Source organism: Arcanobacterium hippocoleae (genome assembly GCF_040360365.1).
GTDB classification, from domain to species: Bacteria; Actinomycetota; Actinomycetes; order Actinomycetales; family Actinomycetaceae; genus Arcanobacterium_A; species Arcanobacterium_A hippocoleae_A.
The window spans coordinates 1-13,716 of record NZ_CP136412.1; the positions used below are offsets into that span (position 1 = coordinate 1).

Sequence of the window (13,716 nt, forward strand, 5' to 3'; positions counted from 1 at the left end):
TTATGTGGTGGGGGTCATGTTGTTTTGGTTTGGTGTTTTGGTTTGTTTGTGTGTAGAGTATTTATTCGTTGCGAGGGCGATGGTGATTGGCTGTGATGGTGGTTTTGCTGCTTGAGTGGTTGTGATTGTTGTTTTTGTGATGTGTCTGACTGGGTTTTGATTTGACTTTTGTTGGTTGGGTTGGTAGGCTTGGTTGGGTTGCTGCTTTGGATGGCTGTCCTGGTTTTGGGGTGGTTGTTTGGGTGTTGGTGTGTTGTTTGGAATCTCAATAGTGTGTCAGCTTTTTATGATGATGTTTTTTGGTTGACTGGCTTTTGATGTGGGCTCTTTTTGGGGTTTGTGTTTTTGGTTGGTTGATTGTTTTTGCCTGGCTGATTTTTTTGGTTGGGTTTTTGTTTTGCCAGATTGTTCTGGTTTTTGTTGAGTCTGTTTTCGGGCTTTCCTTTTATGGATTGGATGCCTTTTTGGGTGTTTGGTTTTTGTTTGGAGAGTTTGATCCTGGCTCAGGACGAACGCTGGCGGCGTGCTTAACACATGCAAGTCGAACGATGAAGCGGAAAGTTTTCTTTTTGTGGATTAGTGGCGAACGGGTGAGTAATACGTGAGTAACCTGCCCTCTTCTCTGGGATAAGCCTTGGAAACGGGGTCTAATACTGGATATTCTGCTTTAACCGCATGGTTTTTGTTGGAAAGGGTTTCTGGTGGGGGATGGGCTCACGGCCTATCAGCTTGTTGGTGGGGTGATGGCCTACCAAGGCTTCGACGGGTAGCCGGCCTGAGAGGGTGACCGGTCACATTGGGACTGAGATACGGCCCAGACTCCTACGGGAGGCAGCAGTGGGGAATATTGCACAATGGACGCAAGTCTGATGCAGCGACGCCGCGTGGGGGATGAAGGCTTTCGGGTTGTAAACTCCTTTCAGTACAGAAGAAGCGTAAGTGACGGTATGTGCAGAAGAAGCGCCGGCTAACTACGTGCCAGCAGCCGCGGTAATACGTAGGGCGCGAGCGTTGTCCGGAATTATTGGGCGTAAAGAGCTCGTAGGCGGTTTGTCGCGTCTGCTGTGTAAGACCGGGGCTTAACTCCGGGGCTGCAGTGGGTACGGGCAGGCTAGAGTGCGGTAGGGGTAACTGGAATTCCTGGTGTAGCGGTGGAATGCGCAGATATCAGGAGGAACACCGATGGCGAAGGCAGGTTACTGGGCTGTTACTGACGCTGAGGAGCGAAAGCATGGGGAGCGAACAGGATTAGATACCCTGGTAGTCCATGCCGTAAACGTTGGGCACTAGGTGTGGGGCCTTTCCACGGGTTCTGCGCCGTAGCTAACGCATTAAGTGCCCCGCCTGGGGAGTACGGCCGCAAGGTTAAAACTCAAAGGAATTGACGGGGGCCCGCACAAGCGGCGGAGCATGCGGATTAATTCGATGCAACGCGAAGAACCTTACCAAGGCTTGACATACACTGCGACATGCTAGAGATAGTGTGGCCTTCGGGGTGGTGTACAGGTGGTGCATGGTTGTCGTCAGCTCGTGTCGTGAGATGTTGGGTTAAGTCCCGCAACGAGCGCAACCCTTGTCTTGTGTTGCCAGCACGTTATGGTGGGGACTCACGAGAGACTGCCGGGGTTAACTCGGAGGAAGGTGGGGATGACGTCAAATCATCATGCCCCTTATGTCTTGGGCTTCACGCATGCTACAATGGCTGGTACAGAGGGATGCGATTCCGTGAGGTTGAGCGGATCCCTTAAAGCCAGTCTCAGTTCGGATTGGGGTCTGCAACTCGACCCCATGAAGTCGGAGTCGCTAGTAATCGCAGATCAGCAACGCTGCGGTGAATACGTTCTCGGGCCTTGTACACACCGCCCGTCACGTCACGAAAGTTGGTAACACCCGAAGCCCGTGGCCTAACTTTTGGGGGAGCGGTCGAAGGTGGGATTAGCGATTGGGACGAAGTCGTAACAAGGTAGCCGTACCGGAAGGTGCGGCTGGATCACCTCCTTTCTAGGGAGCCTTTTGGTCGCTGTTTTTGTCTAGTTTGGTGGCCGGCTTTGGATTTTTGTTCAGGGTTTTGGTTTTCTTTTTGTGGGCGTCATTGTTTTTGGTTGGCATGCTGTTGGGTTTCGGGGTAACACCTGGTTTTTGCTGCCTGGGCTGATGGATGCTTTTTTGGTGTTTGTTGGTTTGGTGTTGGTTTGGTGGTTGAGAATTGTATAGTGGACGCGAGCATCTTTGGTTTGTTGAAGAAGCATGTTTTTATGTTTTTTGATTTAATTGTTTTTGTTTTGTAAGTGTTTAAGGGCGTTCGGTGGATGCCTTGGCACGCATGGCCGATGAAAGACGTTGTAGCCTGCGATATGCCTCGGGGAGTTGGCAAACGAGCTGTGATCCGAGGATTTCTGAATGGGGGAACCTGGCTGGAGTTGTGTCCAGTTACCGGCATCTGAATGTATAGGGTGTTTGGGGGTAACGCGGGGAAGTGAAACATCTTAGTACCCGCAGGAAAAGATATTGCGTTAGTAGTGGCGAGCGAAAGCGTAGGAGGCTAAACCGGGTGTGTGTGATAGCATCGGGCGTTGCATACTCGGGGTTGTGGGACCGTCTTAGACCTTCCGATAAGGGTCTGGCGAGTTATAAAACCAGGGCATAGATGAAAAGGCTGGGAAGTCTTACCGTAGAGCGTGATAGTCGTGTAGTTGAAATGTTTTGGTCTTGTTGGCGTGTTTTCCCAAGTAGCACGGGACTCGTGAAATTTCGTGTGAATCTGCAAAGACCACTTTGTAAGCCTAAATACTGTGCGTGACCGATAGTGGATTAGTACCGTGAGGGAATGGTGAAAAGTACCCCGGGAGGGAGTGAAATAGTACCTGAAACCGGACGCTTACAATCCGTCAGAGCCTTCTTGGTGGGGGTGATGGCGTGCCTTTTGAAGAATGAGCCTGAGAGTTAGTGGCATGTAGCGAGGTTAACCCGTGTGGGGAGTCGTAGCGAAAGCGAGTTTTAAAAAGCGTTTAGTTGCATGTTCTAGACCCGAAGCGGGGTGATCTACCCATGGCCAGTGTGAAGCACGTGTAAGAGCGTGTGGAGGCGCGAACCCACTTCAGTTGAAAATGGAGGGGATGAGCTGTGGGTAGGGGTGAAAGGCCAATCAAACTCCGTGATAGCTGGTTCTCCCCGAAATGCATTTAGGTGCAGCGTTGCGTTTGCTTGCTGGAGGTAGAGCTACTGGATGGCTGATGGCCCTTATCGGGGTACTGAGGTCAGCCAAACTCCGAATGCCGGTTTAAGTTTAGCGTGGCAGTGAGACTGCGGGGGATAAGCTCCGTAGTCGAGAGGAAACAGCCCAGATCATCGGTTAAGGCCCCTAAGCGTGTGCTGAGTGGGAAAGGATGTGGAGTTGCTGTGACAACCAGGAGGTTGGCTTAGAAGCAGCCATCCTTGAAAGAGTGCGTAATAGCTCACTGGTCAAGTGATTCTGCGCCGACAATGTAGCGGGGCTAAGTACACCGCCGAAACCGTGGCAGCAATTTTTTATTGTTGGGTAGGGGAGCGTCGTGCATGAGGTGAAGCAGCCAAGTGATTGTGTTGTGGATTGTGTGCGAGTGAGAATTCAGGCATGAGTAACGAATGAGGGGTGGGAATCCCCTCCGCCGTATGACCAAGGGTTCCAGGGCCAGGTTGTTCCGCCCTGGGTTAGTCGGGTCCTAAGGCGAGGCCGACAGGCGTAGTCGATGGGCAACCAGTTGTTATTCTGGTACCGGCGAAGAACCGTCCGTGCTGAAGCTTGTGATACTAACCATCCAATCCTGGCTTTCTTCCTTTTGGGTTGAGAGTTTTGGTGCGCGTGGGAACTGATCTTGTTGTAGGCAAGCGTGTTAACAGGGGTGACGCACAGTGGTAGCTTCCGCGTGGCTTATGGCTTGCCACGTTTAACAGCGCAGCCCGTTTCTTAGGTAAATCCGGGAGACTTTGTGGGTGAGGCTGGATGATGACCGTTTTTACGGGAAGTAGGGTGATCCTGTGGTGCCAAGAAAAGCCTCGACGTTAGGTTCTAGCCGCCCGTACCCTAAACCGACACAGGTGGTCGAGTAGAGTATACTAAGGCGTTCGAGTGAATCGTGGTTAAGGAACTCGGCAAAATACCTCCGTAACTTTGGAAGAAGGAGGACCAGAGACTTGAAGCTCTTTTACGGGCTAGGGTTGATGGTGGCACAAACCAGGGAGAAGCGACTGTTTATCAAAAACATAGGTCTGTGCGAACACGTAAGTGGATGTATACGGACTGACGCCTGCCCGGTGCTGGAAGGTTAAGAGGACTGGTTAACCCTTTTTTGGGTGAAGCTGAGAATTTAAGCCCCAGTAAACGGCGGTGGTAACTATAACCATCCTAAGGTAGCGAAATTCCTTGTCGGGTAAGTTCCGACCTGCACGAATGGCGTAACGACTTCTCCACTGTCTCAACCGCGAACTCGGTGAAATTGCATTACGAGTAAAGATGCTCGTTACGCGCAGAAGGACGGAAAGACCCCGGGACCTTTACTATAGCTTGGTATTGGTGTTTGGTACGGTTTGTGTAGGATAGGTGGGAGACTTTGAAGCATTGACGCTAGTTAGTGTGGAGTCATTGTTGAAATACCACTCTGATCGTGCTGGATGTCTAACCTTGGACCATGATCTGGTTCAGGGACAGTGCCTGGTGGGTAGTTTAACTGGGGCGGTTGCCTCCTAAAATGTAACGGAGGCGCTCAAAGGTTCCCTCAGCCTGGTTGGCAATCAGGTGTTGAGTGTAAGTGTACAAGGGAGCTTGACTGTGAGACCGACAGGTCGAGCAGGTACGAAAGTAGGAACTAGTGATCCGGCGGTGGCTTGTGGAAGCGCCGTCGCTCAACGGATAAAAGGTACCCCGGGGATAACAGGCTGATCCTGCCCAAGAGTTCATATCGACGGCATGGTTTGGCACCTCGATGTCGGCTCGTCGCATCCTGGGGCTGGAGTAGGTCCCAAGGGTTGGGCTGTTCGCCCATTAAAGCGGCACGCGAGCTGGGTTCAGAACGTCGTGAGACAGTTCGGTCCCTATCCTCTGCGCGCGTTGGAGAATTGAGAAGGGCTGTCCCTAGTACGAGAGGACCGGGATGGACGAACCTCTGGTGTGCCAGTTGTACCGCCAGGTGCATGGCTGGTTAGCTACGTTCGGGAAGGATAACCGCTGAAAGCATCTAAGTGGGAAGCCTGCTTCAAGATAAATTCTCCCGGACACATTAGTGTTGAAAGGTCCCCGGCAGACTACCGGGTTGATAGGCCAGAAGTGGAAGCATGGTAACGTGTGTAGAGCTGACTGGTACTAATGACCGATCACTTAAAAACAATAAATCATAAACATTTTGTCCTCGCGTCTGCTATACATATCTGGACCACCACAACCAGTAAAAAACACACACATACAGCAAAAACACAACACACAAGAAGACTTGTTCTCATGTTGTTACTCCAAAGCTTTGACGGTGGTCATAGCGGTAGGGAAACGCCCAGCATCCATCCCGAACCTGGAAGCTAAGCCTACCAACGCCAATGGTACTGCCCCCGCGAGGGAGTGGGAGAGTAGGAAACCGCCGTCACCAAACCAAAAAACAATTTTAAAGCCTTAACCCACAAAAAACAGGGTTAAGGCTTTAAAACAACACAAAAACAAAAAAACGCCTTGTGTTCTTCCTTCTACGATAAGCACGCTGATATGATACGGGCGAGTATACGGATAGTCCCGCAGTTATTGCTGATTCGATTGATTGTTTCTCGTCATTGCAATATTTTGGAAATCGCTAAAGGAATGGAGCATTTTGTTTGCCGCGAAGTCTGCGGCAAATGTTTTTTGCTTTCTAATCAAATTTTTTGCATAATTCGGATTATCTAATTTGGATAAATAAACGGAAGAAAAATCGGATTATTTCCCGCAGCATTAAATTATAAAATCTTTATTTATACGTAAAATGCAATTAAGTAATGTTAGAACACAAAAGTTCTGGGTTATCAATAATAGCGAACCCAGAACTTTTAGTTTATCAGCAAAATATATTGTCAAAGTTTGTGCAGCAGCAGTGCAGCTTACAGTAACCAGCACCATCCCTTTGGTTTATTCGACGCATATCAAACAAACTAAAAGGATAGTGCAATCCAGAAGCGTACTGCACCTGTACAAGCAGAAACAGAATCCGACACGATGATTGTGTTAATTCAACCTTTTATTTGAAGGTAAATTATCGAGTTACACGTGCACCTTTCGGAACAACAACTATTCCGCTTTCCGTAACACTAAATCCGCGCTCAATATCATGTTCGCGGTTTATGCCCAGCTGCGCACCTTCCTCAATTACCACATTTTTATCGATAATCGCGTTCACGACGGTTGCATTACGACCGACATTTACACTATCGAAAAGTACAGAATTGCGTACGGAAGCCCAAGAATTAACTCGCACATGCGGCGAAAGTACTGAACTCATTACTTCGCCGCCAGAAACGATTACTCCGGGAGAAATAATTGAATCAAGTGCGTGCCCGAGACGTTCATGATGTCCGTAAACAAACTTCGCCGGCGGCAGACCAGTATAGCCAGTGAGAAGCGGCCACTTTGAGTTATAGAGATTAAAAATCGGAGTGACCGAAATTAAATCCTGATTTGCTTCAAAGAAAGCGTCAATTGTGCCGACATCCCGCCAATAATTGCGGTCGCGATCGGTTGAACCCGGCACGTCGTTAAAGGTGAAGTCGTAAACCCCGCAATCGTCGTTATTTACGAAATTCGGCACGATATTACCGCCCATATCATGGCTTGATTCAGAATCTCCGGCATCACTATGGAGCGCTTCAACAAGCGCATCTGCGGTGAATACGTAATTTCCCATTGAGGCAAGAATCTCATCTGGAGAATCGGGCAGGCCGGCGCACTCAGCAGGTTTTTCAAGGAATTGGCGAACCTTGCCGGGATGATTCGGATCGGTGTCAATTACACCAAAATCTTTTGAAAGCCCTTTCGGCTGGCGGATACCGGCAACTGTGAGACCGTAGCCAGATTCAATATGCTGTTCAACCATCTGCGAGAAATCCATCCGATAGATGTTATCCGCACCAGTGATTACCACATAGTCCGGCCGTTCATCATCGATAATATTTAAAGACTGATACACAGCATCTGCTGAACCTAAATACCAGTTCTTCCCCACACGCTGCTGCGCCGGAACTGATGCAACAAAGTTGTTGAGAAGTGTCGACATTCGCCAAGTCTTCGAGATATGACGATCAAGTGAATGCGATTTGTACTGTGTGAGTACCACAATCTTTAAATAGTCTGAATTAACTAGATTTGAAAGCGAAAAATCGATAAGACGATAAATTCCGCCGAAAGGAACTGCCGGTTTTGCGCGTTCCTGAGTAAGCGGCATCAGGCGTTTACCTTCACCGCCAGCTAGGACAATTGCAAGCACATTTGGTTTTGACTTCATACCAACACCTTAACTTATTAATCTCGTCATTGAGGAAGCGTTTCACACTCGCTTAATAATCAGTTTACTAGTTATTTATCTTCCAGTCATCGCAGATCGGGAAAAAGTTTAGAATTGCCGAATCTAACCAATTTTTATTCCGCACCATTATGGATAAATATTTTTCTCAATCTGAAAACCGGGAACTTTGTAATGAAATTGGTCTACACTTGGAAATAAGTAAGTTTGTACGCTGGCAATGCTGCGTATAGATTTATATTTCATATTCCGCAGCGATGCCGTCGTAAAGGCATAAGTAATAACCATAGTCAAAGGGGATTTTCATGCGCGTCGATCTTTTAACCCGCGAGTTTCCGCCGCACGTTTATGGCGGGGCAGGGGTACATGTAACTGAGCTTGCGCGAGTGCTGAAAGAACATATCACAGTGCATGTACATGCATTCGACGGGGCACGCCAAGAATCCCCGATTTCCGGGGTGGAAGTTCACGGTTATAACTATCCGGATGTACTGAAAGCAGAAAATGATGCTTTAAAAACTATGGGACTCGATTTAGCGATGGTTCCTGATACACAAGGTGCGGACATTGTCCATTCGCATACCTGGTACGCGAATTTCGCTGGTCAGATAGCTTCATTGCTGCACGGAATTCCGCATATCATTTCGGCGCATTCACTTGAACCGCTGCGTCCGTGGAAGCGGGAGCAGCTTGGCGGCGGATATGAGCTTTCCTCGTGGATTGAAAAGACGGCATACGAAAATGCGGCCGGAATCATTGCTGTTTCGTACGCGATGCGGAAAGATATCTTGCGCTGCTATCCGAGTATTGATCCGCAGCGTGTGCATGTGATTCACAATGGGATTGATCTTGATGACTGGCAGGCTCCAACTACTGATCTGCAATGGCAGCAGGCACGCGAATATTTTGCAAGCTACGGGCTCGATCCCGATCAGCCGACAATAATTTTTGTCGGGAGAATCACACGGCAAAAAGGGGTTCCGGGTCTGCTTCGCGCACTTGGGAAAGTAGATCCGAATGTACAGGTGATTCTTTGTGCGGGTGCTCCGGATACTCCGGAGATTGCAGCCGAAACTCGCTCTCTTGTAGCAGAATTACAGACGAAACGGAAAGGAATTGTTTGGATTGAGGATCATCTCCCGCATGACCAAATCGTTGCACTTGAAGCATGTTCTACCGTTTTTGTTACTCCATCGGTTTATGAACCGCTCGGTATTGTGAATCTTGAGGCGATGGGGGTAGGGCTGCCGGTTGTCGGTACTGAAACCGGAGGTATTCCCGATTGTATTGAACACGGGAAAACTGGCTTGCTCGTACCAATCGAGCAAATGGACGACGGTACTGGAACACCGCTCAATCCGGACAAGTTTGAAGCAGATCTTGCTGCAGCTTTGAATGAACTTTGTGCTAATCCGCAGAAAGCAAAGGAAATGGGAGCTGCTGGCCGGAAGCGGGTGGAAGAACATTTTGCTTGGAGTGAGATTGCGAAGAAGACTGTCGCTTTTTATGAACAAGTGCTGCAAAATCGTTAAACTCGAAAATAGAAACGGGTATCGCTGTTAGTAATTGCGGGACCAGGTATGTATTTACGTTTCAGTGTGCGCACTCCAAACGCAGATACATAGACTCTTTTCTTTCCGCGCTAGGTACGCGGCATGAGGTTTAGCTAGTTTGAAGATTGGAGAAGTCATGGGAGATGTGCTCACTATAAGTGATGTCACTGTGCAGCGAAATGGAAAGAAAATCCTGCAAAATTTAAATTGGTCAGTGAATGAAGGCGAGCGTTGGGTAATTTTTGGGCCGAATGGTGCCGGAAAAACTACGCTTGTACAGCTCATCTCCGGTTTTTACATCCGACCGTCGGAAAAGTAAAAATTCTTGGTGAATCAGTTGGAAATGTTAATCTAGCTGAGCTGCGTCCGCTGGTCGGGCTGGCCTCGGCCGCACTCGACAAGAAAATTCCAGGTAATACCAGAGTGCTTGATGTGGTACGTACCGCGGCATACGGGCAGACGGCTGCTTGGCGGGAAGAATATGAAAAAGAGGATGATGCGCGTGCAATGCAAATCCTGCGTCTGCTAGGTGTGGAAATGCTTGCCGAACGTAAATATAACTCAATTTCATCTGGTGAAATGAAACGTGTCGGCATTGCGCGTGCGCTTATGCCGAATCCAGAAATTTTAATCCTTGACGAACCAGCTTCCGGGCTTGATTTGGGCGGGCGTGAACAGTTGCTTACCGCGCTCACTGCACTTGCAAATGATCCGCACGCTCCAGTGATTATTCTGGTAACTCATCATATAGAGGAAATTCCGGCAGGGTTTACTCATGGTTTGCTATTGAAACAAGGGCAGATTTACGCACAAGAGCAGCTCACGCAAGTTTTTACTTCGGAAAATATTTCCGGGCTATTTGATTTTTCTGTAGAAATTAAACCGAACGGCGCGCGTTTTGCCGTATCAGGCATCCGATCAGGAATAGAATAAGGCTGGTTGATTTTTTGCAGTTTTAACTCGGATTATCTGGCGGCAGATGCAGCGTTTTGTTAGTTCTGCCGCCAGTTTATCTTTAAATCAATACTTAAGTATGAGCTGGTATACAGCGGCAGATAGCGTTTATTGATATCCTGATTGTAGTTGTCAGCAACAATTCTAAACTCGATATTGCGTGTTTCGAGAGCTCTGGTTACTGAGCGAAAAATAATTTCGTGAATATCAGAAATAATTTAAGGAGCAGGTATGGCATGGGGGATTTGGGCGTTAATCGCCATTGTACTTTTGATTCTTGAGACTATCACTGTTGATTTTTCTCTTTTGATGATTTCCCTTGGTGCTTTTGCGACGGCAGTAGTGGCTGTTTTCAGTTCCAGTCTCGCCTTGCAGATTATCGCGTTTTCTGTGGTTTCTGTAGTCGCGCTGTTTTTCGTTCGCCCATGGGCGCGAGATCATGTGAATACAGCTTCTGGAAAAGAATCGAATATTTATGCGATGGCTGGTCGGGAAGCTATTGCGCTAAGTGATATCACTGAAACTTCCGGTCGAGTGAAAATTGGCGGCGAGGTATGGAGTGCGCGCGCTGCGGACGATACAGTTATCCTTTCCGGTATGGAAGTGATTGTGGAAAAGATTGACGGTGCGCATGCCGTCGTAAAAGAGATTCAGGCTTAATTCAAAGCAAAACAAAATCGACTTTTCACAAAAGAAAGAGTTAGGAGCGAGAATGACGCCAGAAAATATTGGCGGCACCGTCGTCACAGTTGTGCTAGTGGTCTTTGCACTAGCTGTAGTTATTGCAGTTATTCGGTCAGTGCTGCAGGTGCATCAAGGATACACTTATATTATTGAACGGCTCGGTAAGTATCATAAAACGCTGACTCCGGGTCTGCACTTTTTGGTTCCGTTTATTGATTCGGTACGGCAGCGAATTGATATGCGTGAGCAGGTTGTGCCATTCCCGCCGCAGCCCGTAATCACATCAGATAATATCGTCGTCAATATTGATACGGTGATTTATTACCAGGTAACTCAGCCCGAAGCTGCTACTTATGAAATTGCAGATCCGATGTCCGCTATTGAGCAGCTTGCTGTTACTACATTGCGAAATATTATCGGTTCAATGGATATGGAACAGGCGCTCACCGGGCGAGATCAAATTAACGGTCAGCTGCGTGGTGTACTTGATGAAGCTACCGGCCGTTGGGGTATTCGCGTCTCACGTGTAGAACTGAAAGCAATTGATCCGCCGGCAACTGTCCAATCTGCGATGGAACAGCAGATGAAAGCAGAACGTGACCGGCGTGCGGCTATTTTGACTGCGGAAGGTGTGAAACAGTCTGCAATTCTCACCGCTGAAGGTGAAAAGCAATCGGCTATTTTACGGGCAGAGGGACAAGCACAGTCCACAATCTTGAAGGCGCAAGGCGAAAGCCGTGCGATTTTGCAGGTGTTTGATGCTGTACATCGCGGAAATGCTGATCCGAAGCTGCTTTCCTATGAGTACATTAAGACATTGCCGCTTATTGCCAACTCTTCATCTTCGAAGCTTTGGATTGTGCCGACAGAACTTACTGCGGCACTTGATTCGGTTACTAAAGGTTTTGCTGGAAAGACTCCGGAAGAGGACATCAAGGTTGATTTCTCTGGCGGGGAAGAAAGCATTTCTGCCACCTTGGCAAATACAGTACTTCCAGATATTAATGAAGCATTAGCAAATGCAAAGGGCGAAGCCGACCGTGCAACCAGCGAAGCAGAAGAATCTGGAACCCGTTCCGGGAAATCGGTTAATCCGGAAGATTTGCTTGGGCAGCAGCCGAACTAAAATCTGAACTAAATCAAATATCTGGATGGATATTTGATTTTGGATTCACGGTATTAAAAGTAAATAACTTTACCCCCAGCTGCGATAAGTTATGCAACGGCTGCGGGGTAAAGTTTATTTCGCCGAAGTTTAAAATATATTCAGATACACATTCATGATCTGCGGTGTTTTCAGAAAACAGAGATTAAAATCAACTGGCAGGGATAATGATAACGATGGGGAGGGGTGAATACCTTGCGGATTATCGAAAACCTTGATCTGAATGATTCGCGGCTGAAAGATTTTACACAGCTGACGGATGTGGCTTTGCGCCGTAAACTCGAGACAGAACGCGGGCTGTATTTGGCGGAAGGACTGAAAGTTATTAAGCGGTCTCTTGCTGCCGGGCATATTCCGCGTGCGGTTCTTTCCGCACGCAAGTGGCTGGGGCAAATGGAAAAGCTTTTTGCTGATAGTGCTTTTGACACTTCACAGCTGCCAATCTTTGTGGTTGACGAAGATCAGATTAAGGAAATTACCGGTTTTCGGATTCATCGCGGAGCTATTGCTGCAGTAAATCGCCCTCCGCTTGAGTCATTGGAAGTATTTCTGCAGCGTTTTTCCATTGATCGGCCCGCACGAATTTTTATTCTTGAAGATCTTGTTGACCACACAAATGTGGGCGCGATTTTCCGCTCTGCCGCGGCTCTTGGAGTTGACGGTATTCTTGTTACGCCTTCATGTGCGGATCCGCTTTACCGGCGTTCAATCAAAGTTGCGATGGGAAATGTTTTTCATATTCCGTGGACACGTCTTGAAAATTGGCCGGCAGATTTAGCGTTATTACATCAGAGAAACTGGGTTAGCGCAGCTCTTGCTCTTGGATCAGATTCGATTAGTCTTCGTGAATTTTCGGCATTACCGCAGGTTCGGAAGTATAACTCGCATCTTGCACTCGTACTAGGTACTGAGGGCGACGGATTGTGTGAGAAAACAATTGCATCCACGCATTATCGTGTAGTGATTCCGATGAAATCGGAAGTTGATTCGCTAAATGTCGCAGCTGCCGGTGCGCTTGCAGCTTGGGAGCTGCAGCCAGCAAATATTCGGGATTAGCGGATAATTTATTCATTTGCGGATAATTTATTCATTTTCGGCGAGTTTATTCCTTAAACAAATTGAGATTTGGCTTTGGTGTAAATGTAATTTACATGGACTAAATGTTAATATGTTCGTGAAAATGCCGTCTTGCTGTTTTTCGCAGCAAATTTTCATCCGCGGCTATCTCAATGATAGTTGTTGCCTGGTTGCAATGAGCGATGGTTCAGCATAGTATTTGTGCAAGAATACTGGCAAATAGGCTTTTAAAGGAATTGACTCGTGAGTTTTCATGCATTGTTTGTATACGATTCTGACTGCGGGTTTTGCTCCCGTTTTGTTCGATATTTTTCAGATAAAGAGCGGATTAATAACGTAAACTGGGTGACCAGTATCGAATATAACGGTGCATTTTCCGGTTACGTTTCGCAGTCTGCGCTTTTTATTGAAGATGAAAAAGTGTTTCTTGAAAATAGGGCTATTGGAAAGCTGCTTATTCAGTCCAGTAGAAAAATATGGAGGTTCGTCGGCCGGATACTCTTGATTCCCAGATTAAACTTTTTATTTAGTAAGTGTTATCGGACTATCGCTAAAAACAGAAAGTCTCTTGGATGCCGTATTCGTTAAAGTATTTTGCAATATCCATGAAAATATCCGTAGTATCTAAAATCGGAAAATCTGGGAAATGGATTGCCTAAGACGGCAGTTTCTATTGACGGCTGCAGCAGTTGTTGTAGTTAGTTAGATTATTTGTTTTCTTCGTTTGCTCCAGTTGAGTGTTTTTGTCCGGTCGTTTAATTCTTGGACTGCT

General features: G+C 47.6%; 6 protein-coding genes, 3 rRNA genes and 1 pseudogene. 9 read left to right on the forward strand and 1 reads right to left on the reverse strand.

Annotation, left to right across the window (positions count from 1 at the left end; all coding sequences use genetic code 11):
* The first annotated feature begins 480 nt into the window (after positions 1 to 480).
* The 3 genes from RQN30_RS00040 (at position 481) to rrf (ending at position 5,612) form a co-directional block, all read left to right on the forward strand.
* Positions 481 to 2,001, forward strand: a 16S ribosomal RNA gene (locus RQN30_RS00040).
* A gap of 281 nt (positions 2,002 to 2,282) precedes the next feature.
* Positions 2,283 to 5,361: ribosomal RNA gene (locus RQN30_RS00045) — 23S ribosomal RNA — on the forward strand.
* A gap of 133 nt (positions 5,362 to 5,494) precedes the next feature.
* Positions 5,495 to 5,612 (forward strand): 5S ribosomal RNA (gene rrf / locus RQN30_RS00050).
* The 16S, 23S and 5S rRNA genes sit together here, the layout of an rRNA operon.
* Positions 5,613 to 6,248: 636 nt before the next feature.
* On the opposite strand, the gene glgC is transcribed toward rrf, so the two are convergent.
* On the reverse strand, positions 6,249 to 7,493 hold the full coding sequence (glgC, locus tag RQN30_RS00055) for a glucose-1-phosphate adenylyltransferase (RefSeq protein ID WP_353060737.1): 1,245 nt from the start codon (positions 7,491 to 7,493) through the stop codon (positions 6,249 to 6,251).
* A gap of 323 nt (positions 7,494 to 7,816) precedes the next feature.
* On the opposite strand from glgC, the gene glgA reads away from it, so the two are divergent.
* The 6 genes and pseudogenes from glgA to RQN30_RS00085 all read left to right on the forward strand — a co-directional run bounded on the left by glgA (position 7,817) and on the right by RQN30_RS00085 (position 13,532).
* Complete coding sequence (glgA, locus tag RQN30_RS00060; protein WP_353060738.1) at positions 7,817 to 9,043, forward strand: glycogen synthase; 1,227 nt, start codon at positions 7,817 to 7,819, stop codon at positions 9,041 to 9,043.
* A 157-nt stretch (positions 9,044 to 9,200) separates the two neighbouring features.
* Positions 9,201 to 9,997, forward strand: a pseudogene (locus RQN30_RS00065) (ABC transporter ATP-binding protein).
* Positions 9,998 to 10,249: 252 nt separating this feature from the next.
* Entirely contained in the window at positions 10,250 to 10,678 is a 429-nt protein-coding gene (locus tag RQN30_RS00070; RefSeq protein WP_353060739.1) for an NfeD family protein, read from the forward strand.
* A gap of 52 nt (positions 10,679 to 10,730) precedes the next feature.
* Positions 10,731 to 11,828, forward strand: a complete 1,098-nt coding sequence (locus tag RQN30_RS00075; RefSeq protein WP_353060740.1) for an SPFH domain-containing protein — start codon at positions 10,731 to 10,733, stop codon at positions 11,826 to 11,828.
* Between the two features lie 234 nt (positions 11,829 to 12,062).
* A complete protein-coding gene (locus RQN30_RS00080) occupies positions 12,063 to 12,923 on the forward strand; it encodes a TrmH family RNA methyltransferase (protein ID WP_353060741.1) in 861 nt (286 codons plus the stop codon).
* 264 nt (positions 12,924 to 13,187) lie between these two features.
* Positions 13,188 to 13,532: a DCC1-like thiol-disulfide oxidoreductase family protein gene (locus RQN30_RS00085; protein WP_353060742.1), complete on the forward strand. Its 345-nt coding sequence runs from the start codon at positions 13,188 to 13,190 to the stop codon at positions 13,530 to 13,532.
* The last annotated feature ends 184 nt before the right edge of the window (positions 13,533 to 13,716 follow it).